The 16621-nt window shown below is 63.1% G+C and carries 14 protein-coding genes; 13 read left to right on the top strand and 1 reads right to left on the bottom strand.

Annotated features, from left to right (window positions below; all coding sequences use genetic code 11):
• The first annotated feature begins 46 nt into the window (after positions 1 to 46).
• From NM2_RS36310 to NM2_RS36300, 3 genes are all read left to right on the top strand, one after another.
• Complete coding sequence (locus NM2_RS36310; RefSeq protein ID WP_067678814.1) at positions 47 to 544, top strand: DoxX family protein; 498 nt, start codon at positions 47 to 49, stop codon at positions 542 to 544.
• Between the two features lie 263 nt (positions 545 to 807).
• Positions 808 to 2379 carry an aldehyde dehydrogenase family protein gene (locus tag NM2_RS36305; protein ID WP_084531928.1) on the top strand — a complete coding sequence of 524 codons (1572 nt, stop codon included), beginning with the start codon at positions 808 to 810 and terminating at the stop codon, positions 2377 to 2379.
• Positions 2380 to 2676: 297 nt separating this feature from the next.
• Complete coding sequence (locus NM2_RS36300; RefSeq protein WP_067678812.1) at positions 2677 to 4608, top strand: flavin-containing monooxygenase; 1932 nt, start codon at positions 2677 to 2679, stop codon at positions 4606 to 4608.
• A 302-nt stretch (positions 4609 to 4910) separates the two neighbouring features.
• Here the strand turns inward: NM2_RS36300 and NM2_RS36295 are convergent, their stop codons facing one another.
• The gene (locus NM2_RS36295; RefSeq protein ID WP_067678809.1) at positions 4911 to 6203 is read right to left on the bottom strand and encodes a TetR-type transcription factor C-terminal domain-containing protein; all 1293 of its coding nucleotides are present in this window, start codon (positions 6201 to 6203) and stop codon (positions 4911 to 4913) included.
• Positions 6204 to 7126: 923 nt separating this feature from the next.
• Between NM2_RS36295 and NM2_RS36290 the strand changes: the two genes are divergently transcribed.
• From NM2_RS36290 to NM2_RS36250, 10 genes are all read left to right on the top strand, one after another.
• Positions 7127 to 8167: an ABC transporter ATP-binding protein gene (locus tag NM2_RS36290; RefSeq protein WP_067678806.1), complete on the top strand. Its 1041-nt coding sequence runs from the start codon at positions 7127 to 7129 to the stop codon at positions 8165 to 8167.
• Between the two features lie 10 nt (positions 8168 to 8177).
• On the top strand, positions 8178 to 8378 hold the full coding sequence (locus NM2_RS49640; RefSeq protein ID WP_157121556.1) for a hypothetical protein: 201 nt from the start codon (positions 8178 to 8180) through the stop codon (positions 8376 to 8378).
• 291 nt (positions 8379 to 8669) lie between these two features.
• Positions 8670 to 9560, top strand: coding sequence for an MlaE family ABC transporter permease (locus NM2_RS36285; protein WP_084531927.1), 891 nt, complete (start codon positions 8670 to 8672; stop codon positions 9558 to 9560).
• A gap of 53 nt (positions 9561 to 9613) precedes the next feature.
• Positions 9614 to 10441 carry an MlaE family ABC transporter permease gene (locus tag NM2_RS36280; protein ID WP_067678870.1) on the top strand — a complete coding sequence of 276 codons (828 nt, stop codon included), beginning with the start codon at positions 9614 to 9616 and terminating at the stop codon, positions 10439 to 10441.
• 4 nt (positions 10442 to 10445) lie between these two features.
• Positions 10446 to 11540, top strand: coding sequence for an Mce family protein (locus NM2_RS36275; RefSeq protein WP_067678802.1), 1095 nt, complete (start codon positions 10446 to 10448; stop codon positions 11538 to 11540).
• Positions 11537 to 12544, top strand: a complete 1008-nt coding sequence (locus NM2_RS36270; RefSeq protein WP_067678799.1) for an MlaD family protein — start codon at positions 11537 to 11539, stop codon at positions 12542 to 12544. Before NM2_RS36275 ends, NM2_RS36270 begins: the two co-directional genes overlap by 4 nt.
• Positions 12532 to 13545 (top strand): MlaD family protein, encoded by a 1014-nt coding sequence (locus tag NM2_RS36265; protein ID WP_084531925.1) that lies wholly within the window; start codon positions 12532 to 12534, stop codon positions 13543 to 13545. Before NM2_RS36270 ends, NM2_RS36265 begins: the two co-directional genes overlap by 13 nt.
• The gene (locus tag NM2_RS36260) at positions 13517 to 14650 is read left to right on the top strand and encodes an MlaD family protein (RefSeq protein WP_245718373.1); all 1134 of its coding nucleotides are present in this window, start codon (positions 13517 to 13519) and stop codon (positions 14648 to 14650) included. Before NM2_RS36265 ends, NM2_RS36260 begins: the two co-directional genes overlap by 29 nt.
• Entirely contained in the window at positions 14647 to 15654 is a 1008-nt protein-coding gene (locus tag NM2_RS36255; protein ID WP_051192800.1) for an MlaD family protein, read from the top strand. Before NM2_RS36260 ends, NM2_RS36255 begins: the two co-directional genes overlap by 4 nt.
• On the top strand, positions 15651 to 16613 hold the full coding sequence (locus NM2_RS36250; RefSeq protein WP_369690351.1) for an MlaD family protein: 963 nt from the start codon (positions 15651 to 15653) through the stop codon (positions 16611 to 16613). The genes NM2_RS36255 and NM2_RS36250 overlap by 4 nt, the downstream gene beginning before the upstream one ends.
• The last annotated feature ends 8 nt before the right edge of the window (positions 16614 to 16621 follow it).

Raw genomic sequence — 16621 nt, 5'->3', positions numbered from 1 at the left:
GGCCCGGTTCTTGCCTCGCGTTGGATGAAAGGAAGGACTGCCGACAATGGACGGTACCGAATTGGCGCGGGTCATGCTGCGTACGGTCGTCGGGACAACGATGATCGCCCACGGCGTGAAGCACGGCAGGTCCCTCGCGGGCACCGCGGGCTGGTTCGAATCGATCGGCTTCGCGCAGCCGCGGACACAGGCTCGTGCGAGCGCGGTGGTAGAGGTGGGAGCGGGCGTCGCCATGATCGCCGGCGCGGGCACGCCGCTGGCCGCTTCGGCGGTCGTGGCCACGATGGCGGTCGCGGCGCGAACTGTGCACGCCGCCAACGGCTTCTTCATCACCTCGGAGGGCTATGAGTATGTGCTCAACCTGGCGACTGCATCCGTCGTGATCAGTGCGCTGGGGAGTGGACGGTGGAGCGTCGACGGGCTCGTGCGGGGTAAGGGGCGGGGATCTGGCGTCAGGCGAGCCGCGCTTGCGGCAGGTCTCGGGTTGGCCGCGGCGTCAGTTCAGCTTGCGGTCTTTTGGCGCCGTCCCTTGCCGGGGCGGTAGACGACCCTGCGGCGGGCCGCATCGCGTCCCTGCTGCAGGGCCGGAGTGTCCCATGGTCGGGCCTTCGGCCCGCTCGTCGATCCGACGTTCGAGGGTGGCTGTCGGCGGACGGTGTTGCCGGGGGTCAGAGCAGGCGATAGCATCTAAATCAGTTCAGATTTTGAGGGCATTGAGAGTTGAGATTGCCCGTTGGGGCTCGATTCCCGGCCCGAGACGGTACTCGCGTTCGGCAAGTTGCCCGCGTTCAGAGAGGAACTCGGAAAATGACAGCAGGAACCACGGAGCAAGCCGACGGCAGTGGCGTGCTCCAGGCAAGCGGCGGCGTCATCGAGGTTCGCTGTCCCGCCGATGGCAGGATCGTCGGGCGGGTTCCCGATCTTGGGGCGGCCGGAGTACAGGCCGCGGCGAAACAGCTGCGTGCCGCGCAGCCCGCATGGGAGGCGCTCGGTCCCGAAGGTCGCGCGAAGCACATGCGGAACTTTCTCGACTGGATCCTCGACAACGAGGCCAACCTGGTCGGGATCATGCAGGAGGAATCCGGTAAGTCCTGGGGCGATGCCGCGCTCGAGGTCTCCATGGCGGTCGACCTGATCAACTACTACAGCGGCCATGCCGCGGAGTTTCTCGCCGACCGCAAGGTTCCGAGTTGGGGGGCCAGCGGACTGACGAAGAAGTTGCGAGTATTCGCCCGGCCGCATCAGCTGGTCGGCATGATCACGCCGTGGAACGGCCCGCTCGGCGGTCCGATGCTCGACGGTGTCGCGGCCTTGATGGCCGGTGCCGCGGTATTGTTCAAACCCTCCGAGGTCACCCCGCTCACCTGGGCCGAGGCATCCAGAGGATGGCTCGAGGACATCGGTGCGCCGCCGGTGCTGGCAAACGTCACGGGCGGGCCCGAGGCGGGCGCCGCGGTCGTGGATGAGGTCGACATGATCATGTTCACCGGATCGACGCGCACCGGGCGCAAGATCGCGGCGCGCGCCGGCGAGCGGCTGATTCCATGCAGCCTCGAACTTGGCGGCAAGGACCCGATGGTCGTACTGTCCGATGCCGACATCGATCGTGCGTCGAGCGCGGCCGCATGGGGCGGCATGTGGAATTCGGGCCAGATCTGTATCTCGGTGGAGCGGGTGTACGTCGAGGCGCCGGTCTACGACGAGTTCGTGGCGAAAGTGACCGACAAGGTCAAGAATCTGCGGCAGGGGATGGATCCGGACGGAAGTTTCACCACAGATATCGGAGCGATGTGCACCCCCGCGCAGCTGGACATCGTCGAGAAGCATGTCAACGACGCGGTCGCGAAAGGCGCCCGGGTTCTCACCGGCGGAAAGCGCGCCGAAGACGGGCAATTCTTCGAACCGACGGTCCTGGTCGACGTCGATCACTCGATGCTGTGCATGCGTGACGAGACCTTTGGCCCCACCGTGCCGATCATGAAGGTCGACTCCGAACAAGAGGCTGTGCGGCTCGCCAACGACTCCCGCTACGGGTTGAGCGCGAGTGTGTGGAGCAGAAGTCGCGCGCGCGCGGATCGCATCGCACGCCAGATTGAGGCCGGCGCGGTGAATGTGAACAACGTCATGATGAGCACGTTTCAACTGACGATACCGATGAGCGGCTGGAAAGAGTCCGGGGTAGGAAGTCGCTCCGGGGGCGCGCCCGGGATGCTCAAGTTCTGCCGGCAGCAGTCGGTGGTCACGGAGCGGATTCATCTGAGCTCGGAACCTCACTGGTACCCGTATGTGCCGAAGAAGAGCGAGCTTCAGGCGAAGATGGTCCGGTTTCTCGGTGCCCACGATTGGCGTCGTCGCCTCGGGCGGACGCCCAAGAGGTGATCGGCCCAAGACCGCTCGGCTCCGGAATGTCGGTGCCGAGCGTTCGGCTATCCACGTCCCGCAGTGGCACCCAGCGGCCGAGGTACTGCAGCGGATGCGGTTGTGAGCAAGAAAAAAAATCTATGTCTGCTTAGCTTCGGTTATTAACATCGTGTGACCTATAACACCAGCTAGATACGCATCAGAAAGCTCTGTATGTGTTGCCATTCGAGCGCCTGTCGACAATAATATCTAACATAATTTAGAATGGACGAATGTTTCCGGCTCATACGACCTCTAGGAGAGAACGTGCCGTCGATGACCAATCCGGAGTACCCGATCGACGAAGCGCGTCTGAAGGAAGCGGTACAAGCGGCCAACTTGCCGTCGCTCACGATGGTGCTGTTTCAGCTGACCGGGGATGAGCGGTGGCTCGAAGATCCCTACCGCCCGGCCAGGTCGCGTGGGCTGGGGCCCAACGATGCGGGTGGGTTCGCGCCAGAGATAGCCGAGGAGATTCGGTCCTGCGCGGTGTCGGCGGTGGTGGCCTGGTCTCGGGGGGTGCCGGCAGCGATGCCCAACCCGAGCCCGGAGCTGCTCCGCGAGATGCTGACCATCTGCATGGGCGAGGAAATTCCGGCCGAATACGAGCGGGTGATGCGGGAAGAGATGGGCTTCGTGCCCGCGCCCAAGCCCCGGCCTGTGCAGGCGGGAGATTTCTCGGTCTTGATCGTCGGAGCGGGAATCTCCGGAATGATCGCCGCGGTACGACTACGTGAACTCGACGTACCATTCGTGATCCTCGAGCGCAATCCGGAGGTCGGCGGTGTGTGGCTCACCAATACCTATCCGGGTGCAGGGGTGGATACCCCGAGCTACCTGTATTCGTTCTCCTTCTTCCAGCGGAACTGGTCGACGCATTTCGGCAAGCGCGATGAGATGGCAGGCTATCTCGCGGATGCGGCGGACCACTTCGATCTGCGACGCGACATCGTGTTCGGCACCGAGGTGGAATCCGCGGCGTACGACGAGACCGCGCAGCGATGGACGGTCACCGCACGCGATCACGACGGGACAGTGCGCGCGTATTCCGCCAACGCCGTGATCAGTGCGGTCGGGCTCTTCAATAAGCCGAAATTGCCGGACATTCCAGGCATCGACACCTTCCAGGGACCGATATTTCACACCGCGGAGTGGCCGGACGGTCTAGACCTGACTGGAAAGAAGGTCGTGGTCGTCGGCACCGGGGCGAGCGCGATGCAGGTGGTTCCCGCGATCGCGGACAAGGTCGGGCAACTGACCGTATTCCAGCGCTCGCCGCAATGGATCGGCCCAAGCGAGGAGTATTTCGCTCCGGTGCCCGAGGACGTGCACTGGTTGATGGAGCACGTGCCCAATTACCATGCGTGGTACCGGTTCCGCCTGGCCTGGGTCTTCAATGACCGAGTCCACGCGACGTTGCAGATCGACCCCGAGTGGGAACATCCCGACCGCGCGCTCAACGCGGTCAACGACGGCCACCGCCGATACTTCACCCGCTACCTGACCGAACAGCTCGCGGATCGTCCGGATTTGATCGAGAAGTGCCTTCCGAAGTACCCGCCGTTCGGCAAGCGAATGCTGCTCGACAACGGCTGGTTCGCCGCGCTCAAGAAGGACCACGTCGAGCTGATTACCGCCGGCGTCAGCCGTATCACCGAGACCGGCGTGATCAGCAGTGCCGGAAGGGAAGTCGATGCGGACGTCGTGGTGCTGTCGACCGGCTTCGAAACGTCTCGCTACCTGCAGCCGATGGAGGTATTCGGTCGTGGCGGCAAGTCGCTGCGCGACATATGGGGCGATGACGACGCCACCGCCTACCTGGGCATCACGGTGCCCGGTTTCCCCAACCTCTTCTTCATGTATGGGCCGAACACGAATTCGGGTGCCGGGGGTTCTTACTTCTTCATCGGCGAGTCGCAGGGTCGGTACATCATCGAAGTCATAGAGCGCATGGTTCGCGAGGGTCTGGGGGCGGTCGAATGCCGACCCGAACCGCACGACCGCTGGGTGCGTGAGGTCGATGCCGCGCACGCCCACATGGTGTGGTCTCATCCGGGAATGTCGACGTATTACCGCAACTCCCAGGGACGGGTTGTGACGAATTCGCCCTACCGCGTTGTCGACTATTGGTTGATGACCCACGATCCGGATCCGGCGGACTTCGTCATCGAACGTGCTACGGCCTCGGTGGCGCCCCCCTCGGAGTGACCGAACGGACACACTTGTACGTCCGGGTTCGCGCCAGCGCGGACCCGTGCATCGGCAGCATGAGCCGCCGAACGGTCGACAAGTAGATCTCGGTACTGGACTTCTATTCGCACAAGAGCGTCGACGCTGTGGGTGTTGCCCGCCAGCGGCGTCGATGAACAGTGCGCGGACACGCCGGGGCCACGGCCAGCAATGCACGAGACATTCTCTGACCTTCGTATCGAGATCCTGCACTGCGTTCTATACCCGACAAGTATGGACAGCAAGTCGAGGTATACTCGATCGGCGGCAAGGAGCGAATGTCAACCGCTGGCCTTGACCATTCCGTCCAAGATCAGCATCGTGAACTGATCCGCCAATTCCTCCGGGGTCAGCTTGCCCTCCGGGTGGTACCACTCGACCGCCCAGTTCAGGGTGCCCGTCAGCACCATTACGACCGCGGAGAGATCCAGATCGTCCCGGATTTCGCCGGAAGTGATGGCGTCCTGCAGCAACTCTCGCCAATAACTCAGGTAGGCGCGCTGCTGATTTATGGTCTGCTCTCGGACCCCTTCAGGGATCTGGCCGAGGATCCGCACCAGCGCAGAGGTGAACAGGCTGTTTCGCAGTACCGACAGCAAATGGGCGGTCAGCGCGGTGGAGAATCGATCCAGGGCGGTGGCATTCGCCGGAAGCGAGTTGAGGCTTTCGCGGGCGAGATCGTCGGTTCGTTTCCATGCGAGCTGCAAGAGTTCGACGACCAGATGTTCGCGCGACTTGAAGTAGTAGTACATGCTACCGGTCTGAATTCCCGCAGTAGCGGCTACATCGGCGAGCCTCGTTCCGGCATAGCCATTCTCGCGGAACTCCTTCGCCGCGGCGTCCAAGATTCGCTGGGCGCCCTCCGGCATCTTGTCGCCGGTGAGCGCGCGTTCGGCTACCGTCTGCTCCGCTGCTGCCACCGCAGCGAGCTCGCGATCGAGCGAACGGGAACTGCTGTGGCTTGTCGCCAACCCTTCCATGAACAGTGACTCGAACTGGATCTTGAATTCGGCGGTGGACAACCCGTCCCGGCGGGGTCTGAACCAGTCCGGCGAGGAGTTCATCGCTCCGAGGATCAGCATGCGTAATGTCGAGTTGTCCAGGTCGGCGCGGATGCTCCCGGAACCGTACGCATTGTTGACCAGCGTCCGCCAGAAGGTCCCGTATTCTCGCTGCTCGTGCAGCCGCCGTGTGCGGATATCCTCCGGGACTTGCCCAAGGATCCTGATGGTTGCCGCCGTGTAGTCGCCCATCTCCAAGACAGAGGCGAGGTGTGCGTCGATCGCCTCGCGCAGACGGTCGAGATCCGACGCATCCTCGGGCAGGGCGGCCACTCGGCGGCGGACGAAGCCGCTAGTGCGCTCCTGGCCTACGCGCAGCACCTCTTCCACAAGTTCCTCACGCGATGGAAAGTGGTAGTAAAGGCTGCCCGCCTGAGTGTCGGCGGCCGCGGCGACGTCGGACAAGCGAGTTCCCGCATACCCCTTGGCGCGAAACACGTGCGCGGCGGAGTCGAGAATGCGTGCGCGGGTAGCGACGCCCTTCTTGCCGGTCCTGGCTCGCTTCTGGGCCACAGATCCCTCGAATCCTGTCTATCGCAGTTGCTCTCGACGGCGTTCGAATCTACGCCGGATGAGACCAGCATACCGGCCGTCATAGCGCTGGCATCAGCATGTGTCCGCTGGCAGCCGGCCGATCGACAGAAAAAGTTGGATTAGATTCGAGACGGCCTGACGGGGCATGTCTCCAGCCGTCAGGGACTGGCCGCTGCTAGTTCCGGGCCCGGCGGCCGCGAGGCACCGCGTGTCGGCACACGTGGTCGTCGATCGCTACGGGGGGCGTTGCCTCCTGCACCGCGCCGATGCTGCGGGTGGGTCGGATAAACCGCAGGCCGGGTAGGGTAGGACGCTGGTCGATAGATGTAGTTTTCATATCTAAATTCGACACTGAATTCAGGCCCCGGCACGTGTCAGGCCGGTGGGAGCTGGCCTCGGATCAACAGCCATGCGATCGCCGCGACCAGGTGCTGGATCGGGTCGACCAGGTCGATGATCATCGTGTTCTCCTTCGGGTGAGCCGGCGGAATAATGCGGATTGAACTGCTCTTATTACGCCTACCTCGGAGTTGTGTCGCGCGCTCCGAGAGGGGTGGATGTTTCGTGGGGTCCTGCGCCGCAGGGCTGGCCGAGCTCATGTCTCGTGCTCGAATCCGGCTCGGCGTCCAGCGGTCAGCAGGACCCAACGACGACAAGGCTACCCCTAGCCGAGCCATAAAATCTGTGTTAGTTTAGATCCCTGTGACTCAGCGCACACAATGCATGGGAGTCCGAATGCGTCACACCCGGCAGGTGTTGCGGAACCCGCGGTCCCTGCATCGCCGGATCGAAAAATCTCATCACTTCTAGATCGATATGGAGTCACCTATGAGGGTCTTCGGCCAGAGCCGACGAGCCGTCAACGGGTGGCATGGTACTGAAACGCATAGGTAGTGAGGGCGATGGCAGGGCTCGAGATCGTGGTCGAAGGATTGACCAAATCATTTGGTTCGCAGACTATTTGGGCGGACGTAACGCTGACATTGCCGCCGGGAGAGGTGAGCGTCCTGCTGGGCCCGTCCGGCACGGGCAAGTCGGTGTTCTTGAAGTCGCTGATAGGTCTGTTGACTCCCGAGCGAGGCTCGATCCTCATCGGCGGGACCGACATCGTGCGGTGCACGAGTGCAGAGCTCTATGAGGTCCGCAAGCTTTTCGGTGTGTTGTTCCAGGACGGTGCGCTGTTCGGTTCGATGAATCTGTTCGACAACACTGCGTTCCCGCTGCGTGAGCACACCAAGAAGTCCGAGTCCGAGATCCGCCGGGTCGTGATGGAGAAGCTCGAGCTCGTCGGTCTCCTCGGAGCCGAGCTCAAACTTCCGGGCGAGATCTCGGGTGGCATGCGCAAGCGGGCCGGCCTGGCGCGGGCGCTGGTCCTGGACCCGCAGATATTGCTGGTCGATGAGCCGGACTCCGGACTTGACCCGGTCCGCACGACCTACATCAGCCAACTGCTGATCGATATCAATGCCCAGATCGACGCTACGGTGCTCATCGTCTCGCACAACATCAATCTGGCGCGAACGGTTCCCGACAACATCGGCATGCTGTTTCGACGGGAACTTGTCATGTTCGGACCGCGTGAAGTGCTGTTGACCAGTGACGAACCAGTCGTCAAGCAATTCCTCAACGGCACCATGATCGGGCCGATCGGGATGTCCGAAGAAAAGGACGAGGCCCAGATGATACACGAGCAAGCGATGGTCGACGCCGGCCACCACCACGGTGGCGTCGACCATGTCGAGGGGATCATCCCGCAGCTGCGGCCAACCCCTGGAATGCCCATTCGGCAGGCGGTCGCCCGTCGCCAAGAGCGGGTCCGCGCAATGATGCGTTCGCTGCCACTCAGTGCCCAGACCGCGATCATCGACAGTCTTGCAGAGCTCGACGAGCCGGCCCACTCCGGTGACGAGCCTTCGGGCTCACCGCAGGCAGTTCGAATCTGAGGTACGGATCATGACTGATATTACCGAGCCGATAGCGGCCGATCCGCCGCCGACCACTGGTGATACGCCGGTGCTGGAGGGTGCGCTCGATCGGTACGCCGCGCCTCCCTTGCGTGCGGCCGGTGATTATTTAACGCAAATTGAATACTTTCGACCGATAGCTTTCGCGACAAGTGGTGTTGAACTTGGATTTTGTGTTCGAAGTTCGTAATCGTTTCGCGGGCACGTCGAGTTGTTCCACCCTCGTCTCGAGATTCTCGGGTGAGCAGGTGAATTGATGATAGCCATCGAATAACACGCGTCCTCTCATATCCGGCACCCGTATGCCTGTATCGGTCGGCGCATTAACCGATACCGAATGCCTTTGCATGGCAGGAGTAATCATGGAAAACGAGATTGCAAAATCGAAGTCGCCGCTCTGCCGGACGACGCGCCCGGGCATCTCCCGGGCGTCGTCGCGGTGGCACGTTGCCACTTGCAATACGGCGAAGGGCGGCGCCCGATGACCACCACAGTACGGCCTCCGCTCACGCAGCCGCAGCAGCCGGGCTCCGCGCCCGAACCGCAGTTGCGGGGGACCTCGGTCCTGTCGCGGGTGGGGACGCAACTGAAGGAGCGGCCGGCCCGCTCACTGGCGACAATCGGCCGCACGGCCGAGCTCACCGTGGAGGTGTTGCGGTACACGTTCGTGGATCTGGTCCGCATGCGCCTGCCGATGGGCGAGGTTGTGGATCAGATGTGGACGTTGTTGAAGGTGACCTCACTGCCGGCGCTGTTGATGGCGATCCCGGTCGGTGCGGAGGTCGCGGTCGAGGTCGGCGGCATCATGAACCAGGTCGGCGCCAACTCACTGGCGGGCGCGGCGTCGGGTCTGGGTGTGGTCGGTCAGGGCGCGCCGATGGCCGCGGGCCTGCTGATGAGTGGTGCGGCCGCGTCGGCGATCGCCTCGGACCTGGGTGCGCGCTCGATCCGTGAGGAGATCGACGCCATGCGAGTGATGGGTGTGGATCCGGTGGAGCGGTTGGTGATGCCGCGCTTGTTGGCGATGGTCGCGATCGCACCCATTCTGTGCATCATCATCGTGGCGGCCGGTGTGTTCGCTGGCCTGATTATTTCGGCGAATGTGAATCATGTTGTGCCGGGAAGCTTCTGGGCTTCGTTCGGCGCGTTTGCCACGACCACGGATTTGGCGTTCTCGGTGTTGAAGGCGTTGGTGTTCGCGGTGATCGTGGTGTTGATCGCGAGTCTGCGCGGCCTGGAGGCCAAGGGCGGCCCGAAGGGCGTGGCGAATGCGGTGAATGCGTCGGTGGTGCTGAGTGTGTTCTGCATCTTCGTGATGAACCTGCTGATCACCCAGTTGCAGACGATGTTCTTCCCGGACCGATTGGCGTGATGATGACCACTCCTGCTTCGAAATACGTTCCGGCGCCGTTCTCCTCGGTGCTGATGCGGCCGGTCCGGTCGGCCGGGCGCCGGCTTTCCGACATGCTCGGTGAGATCGGTCAGGTCGGGGTGTTCACCGGCAAGACGCTGATCCTGTTGCCGAAGACGGTCAAGCATTACCGGTCCGCGACGTGGAAGACGATGAACGGGATGGCCTGGGGGAGTGGGTCGCTGATCGTCGACGGCGGTGTGGTGAGCCTGATGCTGTTCCTGGGGGTGGCGGTCGGCGCGGTGGTGGCGATCGAGGCGTTCATGGCGTTCAATCTGCTGGGATTCGGTGCGTTGACCGGAATCGTCGGGTCGTTCGGCAATCTCCGGGTGATCGCGCCGATCATCACCGGTATCGGATTCGCCGCGCAGGCGGGATGCCGCATGACCGCGGAGATCGGTGCGATGCGGATCTCGGAGGAGATCGATGCGACCGAATCGATGGGCTTGCAGGCGATTCCGTTCGTGGTGGGTACCCGGGTGATCGGTGGGATGTTGATCGTGCTGCCCGGGTATCTGATGGCACTGGTGGTCAGTTTCTTCACTTGCGGGTTCATCGTGAAGGTCTTCGACAATCAGGCTGCGGGCACCTACGACCACTACTTCACGCAGATGCTGACGCTGCCGGATCTGGGGGCATCGCTGGCCAAGGTGCTGGTCTTCTGCGTGATCGTGACCCTGATCCATTGCTACTACGGATACTTCGCCAGCGGCGGGCCGGCCGGTGTGGGTGCGGCGTCGGGGCGGGCGATCCGCGCCAGCCTGGTGGCGATCGTGGTGTTGAACTTTGCAATGACAGTGGCCATCTGGGGTTTGAGTCCCATGTTGGTCTTCAAAGGATAAGGCGATGAGCAAACCGAGAAACCAGGACTTCCTGCGCGGTACCGACGCCCAGCAGACCCGCGTCGTCACCATCGCCGCGGTCGCCATGATCGCGATCGTGGCCGTGGTGGTGGTGGGCATGGTGTGGGTTCGTCCCCACGTGGAAAAGCCCAGCGGAATGCCGCTGAGCGTCGATGTCCCGTCCGTCGCGCCCGGTGTCGGTAAGGGCACCAAGGTGATCCTGCACGGCGCCGAGGTTGGCGAGCTCACCGATCTGGCCAATCACGGCGACGGGGTCGTGCGGATGAGCCTGTTGCTGAACCCGGGCCAGGTGCATGGTTTGACCGACGACTTCGACGTCGACTTCCGTCCCGAGAACTACTTCGGTATCAGCGCGGTCAACCTCGTCACCAAGACCGGTGGCAAGCAGCTGGCTTCGGGTCAGGTGCTGAATCGGATGCCGACGGGTGATTTCACCATGTCGACGATGCTGCAGAAGGGGTCGATCGCGATCGACGGCACGCTGACCGATTCGATGATCCAGTCTCTGAACAAGGTCATCAAGTACACCGACGGCCTGACTCCGATGATTCAGACCGGCATCGTGTTCGCCGACCGCGTGGCCAAGGCCCAGCAGGCGATGCCGAGCGAATTGTTCGGCCGTGCCGACGATATTCTGCAGGTGCTGCCGGCATTCAGTCAGCAGGCGATCGACATGTTGTACAACATATACAACGACGATTACAACAAGTCCGGGCCCGGCGGCTCCTTCGGTGCGAACGAGGCCGCGTTCTCCGATATCGATAAGGGCCTGGGCCTGGCCGCGACCGGCTTGTTCGGGTCGGCGGGCAAGTTGCTGGCCTCGCATGAGCACGAGCTCACGCCGGATGTTCAGTTGGTGCAGGCTTTGGTGGATGCGTTGCCGCACATGATGGACGGTGGCGCGATGCCCGGCAAGCTCTCGACGCTGGTGGATCGCTACAACCGCGCGTTCAGCAATGGGCCCGAGGGCTCGAAGACGTTGAACATGCGGGTGGTGCTCGATGATCTGCCCGGCATGGCCGCACCGCTGGCGGCGACCGGTCTGCCGCAGGTTCCGGGGCAGGGGGCCGAGCGATGAGCCCGAAGGTCACATTGGTTGCGACGCTGGTGAAGCTGGCGTGTGCGGGCGTGGTGGCGGCCTTGCTGACCGTGATCGTGGTCAATGGGATCAAGAACCCGGACGAGCACGCGGATCGGCACTATGTCGCGGATTTCACCGATGTGTCGGGTTTGCACGTCGATGGTGATATTCGCAGTAAGGGTGTGCAGGTCGGCAAGGTGACCTCGATCGACCTGATCCGTCAGGGCGGCCGCAGTATCGCGAAAGTGGGGTTCACGCTGGAGAAGCCGTTCGAGCTGACCGACAATACGGTGCTGGCGGTGAAGTACCAGAACCTGACCGGTATCCGGTATGTGGATCTGCAGGTTCCCGCCCAGCCCGGTCAGCGGATCGATCATCTGACGACCCAGCAGACGCGGCCGTCGTTCGATATCACGCAGCTGTTCAACGGTTTGCAGCCGGTGCTGGCCACGATGAGCACCGATCAGATCAACGCGTTCACCCAGAACGCGATCACCGTGTTGCAGGGCGACGGTGGAGGTTTGGCGCCGATGATGGACAGCGTCCAGAAGCTGGCGGATATGGCGCGTGATCGTCAGCAGGTGATCTCGACGCTGACCTCGAATATCGCGCACATCTCGGACTCGATGGGCGGTCGTTCGCCGCAGGTCATGGATTTCATGCATGCGGCGGAGATCCCGATCGACAAGGCGAATTCCATCCTGGACAAGTTCTACGAGACCAGTACTTTCGGACCGGAGTTCATGACCCCGGTGCACCGTTTGATCGTCGAGCTCGGTTTGAATGGCGAGTTCGATGTCGACCAGTTGCTGCAGCACACGTTCTCCTCACTGCCCGCCGCAGCGAATGCGTTGCGGTTGCTGCCGGTGACCATCGCCGGTTTGCAGTTGCCGGCGATGGCGGCCGGGCAAACCCTGGGCTGCAGCAAGGGCGTGGTGAAACTTCCTACGGACGTCAAGGTCCTGCTCAACGGCAGTGAGGTCGTGGCATGCAACAAGTAAGGCAACCGGCCGCCGGCGTGAAGGCCGTGCTGGGCCGGATTCGGCACAGCCACATGCTGTTGGGCTCGGTGGTGGTGCTGGTCGCGGTGATCGCCCTGGCGGCGGCGGGGCTGCTGTATATGCGTCCGATGAACCAGAAGACGATCCGGTTCGAGACCACCGACGCCTCCTCGATCAATGTCGGGGAGAGCGTGCGCGTGGCCGGTATCGATGTCGGCAAGGTATCGAGGGTGTCGATCCGGCCGGCCACGGTGCAGGTCGAGGCCCGGGTCTCCGACAGCACGTTCGTTGGCACGGATTCCACGGTCGAGGTCAGGATGCTGACCCCGGTCGGTGGTTATGCGGTGACCGTGGTTCCGGCGGGCACCGAAGCGTTGGGCGAGAAGGTGATTCCGGTCGATCACGTCAGCGTCCCGTACTCGATCGGCGACGTGCTGCAGGCCGTGCCGCACACCACGGACAACGTCAAGGGCGGCACGATCGACGCCAACATCGATCAGGTAGCCCAAGCGCTGCAACACAATTCGTCCTCAGTCTCCTCGATCATCCAGGGCATGAACAGCATCGCGACCGTGATGGACCAGCAACGCGAGCAGGTCCGCACGATCACCGATCTGGCCTCGGAATATCTGCAGTCGTTCAACAGCAGCCGCGAGTGGGTGTTCGAACTCCTGCGCAAAACCGAGATGGTCCTGACCACCTATGACAACACCCACGTCGGATTCAACGAGGCCTACCGGCTGCTGGGTGACGTGTTGTATCGGGTGACGCCGGTGATGCGTTTCCTGCTCGAGCACAACCCCCAGATCAAGCCGATGATCGAGAAGCTGCGGTCCTCGATCACCGACTTCCAGACCTCGATGGGCCCGGCCCTGGACCAGCTCGAGAACCTGCGGGACCGGCTGGCGGCGTGGCTGGGACCGGACGGGCTGGCGACCCTGGGTGGGGGAACGATATCGGCCGCGGACATCTGTGTCCCGCTTCCCGGACGGGCGTGCTGAGATGAAGAAGAATCGCAAAGTAGCGCTCGTGTCCGCCGTGGTGGTGGGCCTCGCGGCCACCGGTGCGGTGGGATACGCGGCTAGCACCGACGGCGGCGGGTCCGGCGGAGGATCGGGCTTTTGTGCCGACATGTCCGACACGGTGGGTCTGTATCCGGGGAATCCGGTGACTCAGATGGGTTTCAAGGTCGGGCACGTCGAGAGTGTGCACCCGGAGGGCGATCACGTAAAGGTCACTTTCAGTCTCGATGCCGGGCGGGCGTATCCGGCGGATGTGAAGGCGGTGACGCGCTCGAAGTCGCTGCTGGCCGATCGCAGCCTGGAATTGGTCGGTAACTACACTTCCGGTCCGAAACTGGCTGCGGGCCTGTGTGTTCCGACTTCGCGGACGTTCACACCGAAGAGTATTTCCCAGATCGCCGGGTCGGCGGCGGATTTCATCGATGCGATGAGCCCGAACGACAACAAGAAGAGCTTCCAGCAGGCGGTCGACGGTTTCGACAAGGCCATGCACGGCAACGGCGAGCTGGCCAGCCAGATGATGCAGCATGCCTCGGAGGCGATGTCGAGCCCGAACCAGTTCGTCTCGGACATCGGCTCGATCATCCACAACATGGCGCCCATGAGCGACGAAGCGCTGAAGAAATGGGCGACCATTCAGTCGATCCTCGACCAGGCGCCCACGATCGCGCCGGCCGCTACCGATCTGATTGCGGCTGCGAACAAAGTCGCCGTCGGTTCTGTCGGGTGGCTGGTCGCCACGCTGTACATGATCCAGTCCGACTACGGCGACTTGCTGTGGCCGTCGCTGGATGGCCCGGTGTCCGATGCGATCCATCTGGCGGCGGGTCATTCGAAGGATCTTGCGGGACTGGTGGATTCGATCCCGTCGGTGGCTTCGGTGCTGCGGCAACAGTCGCACAGCCCGGGCGGGCTGGCCGTGGCCTACCAGCCGCCGACGGTGCAGGTGAATGCGCCCGACGCGGGGCAGATGTGCGATGTGCTCAACCACATGACCGCGGGCAGTTGCACCAACGCGGGCGGGCATGTCCAGGTGTCCGCGTTGCGGCTGCTGGACCTGGTTGTTGCGAAGGGAAGTAGATGAAACTCTCGACCAGGCTCAAGGCCGGTATGGGCGCGGCCGCATTGTGCTGCAGTGTCGTGGTGACCAGCACCGCGTGCTCGCTGGGCCCGAACGATCTGCCGTCGGTGACGGGTGGGATCGGCAAGTCGTACGACCTGACCGTGCAGTTCGCCAGCGTGATGAACCTGCCCGCGGGTGCGGACGTCATGATGGACGGCCTGCGCGTGGGGGTGGTGCACAGCGTGGATGTGTCCCCGGGCCGGGATGTGTCGGTGGCCGTGCAGATGAAGGCCGGCACCCGGGTGCCGGTCGACGCGCACGCGATCATCCGCCAGGACACCCTGCTCGGTGACACCTATCTCGAGCTGGATCACGACCCGAACACGCCCATGACCACTGTGCTGCAGCCGGATGGCGTTATTCCGGTGAGCCGCACCACGTCTCCGCCGCAGCTCGAGGACACCATGGCGGTGCTGGCCTACTTCGTCAACGGCGGCAGCATCCAGAAGGTGGAGGACGCGATGACCCGGATCAACCGGGTGATGCCGAATCTGCCCGATGTGCAGAACATGGCCTCGGTCGTGGCCGCCGATTTCCACGACCTGTCCCGGAACACCGGCCAGATCGACCGGATGCTCAACGGCGCCAACGCCACCGCCGCCGCGATCGACGCCAACAACCCCACCCTCGCCGAGATATTCTCCCAGCACGGAGTACGTTTCTGGTATCTGGCGGCCAAGGACATCGTCTCGTATATTGCGCAGATTCTGCCCGCAATCGGCAGCATCTTCAAGGGCGGGCTCTGGATGGTCCCGATGCTGGACTCGCTGGCCAATGCCGGCGGGCAGATCCGCGACATCTACGACGTCACCTCCTCGGACAAGCTGACCAACTTCCTGCAGAACACGGTGGCGCCGTTCGTGAAGGACCCGTCGGTGAACATTCGGTCGGTGCAATCCGCAAAGGGCGATCAGGTGATCGGTGATGTGGAGAATGTGCTGCGCATGCTGGGAGCGGTGAAATGATCCTCACTAAGACACGTATTTCCGTTGCCGGGATGGCGGCGCTGGCGGTGGCGTCGTTCGTCTACATGGATCACCTCGGTCTCGAGACCGGGGTCATGGAGCACGTGCGCACCGTCAGTATGGCGGTGCCGGACACCAACGGCCTTGTCATCGGTTCCCGGGTGCTGCTGCGTGGTGTCCAGATCGGTCACGTCACCGACATCACCTCTTCGGCCGAGGGGGCGTCGGTGGCGATGAAATACGATGACGGGTATCGGATCCCGTCCGACAGCCAGTTTCGGGTGGACAACCTGTCCGCGCTGGGTGAGGCCTACGTCGCGGTCACCCCGGACACCGAATCGGGCCCGTATCTGGCGAATCATGCCACCGTCAACCCCGCGGAGGTGACGGTGCCGACCACCTTCAAGGAGCTGTCGGCGCGGTTGACCCGCATGCTCGAACAGGTCGATCCGGACAAGATTCGGGACGTCTTCCATGAGTTGAACGTCTCCCTGCCCGACGACACCCAGGTCCTGGGCAACCTGAATCATGCCGGTGAACTGCTGGCCACCATGATCACCAACCAGGCGGACAGTCTCACCACGGTGTTCAAGGCCATGCAGCCTTTGCTGTTGCGCAGCGGGAAGGTGCCCGCAGACCTGGCCAACACCACGCCGACCATCGCGCAATTCGGTTCCACTTTCGGCGAATTGCTGAACGGGATCCGGTTCGCCCAGGGGAGGGGCCCAACCACGGTCGGCATCCGGGATGGTGCGGGCCCGTTCCTCGTCGACCTCCAGGGTTTCCTGGACAAGAATGCTACCGATCTGCACACGCTCGGTGTGGATCTGCTGCCGGGCGTGCGGGCCGGTGCCGCGGCGATGTCGACGGTGAACGTGGGCCAGGTGCTCGACAATGCGCTTGCCGCAACCGATTCCGGTGACAGCCTCACCATCCACCTCCGCGTGCCGGGAAAGTAGGTCGATAC

The organism is Nocardia miyunensis NBRC 108239, assembly GCF_001613065.1.
GTDB lineage: Bacteria > Actinomycetota > Actinomycetes > Mycobacteriales > Mycobacteriaceae > Nocardia > Nocardia miyunensis.
This window is presented reverse-complemented; position numbering and strand designations above follow the sequence as displayed.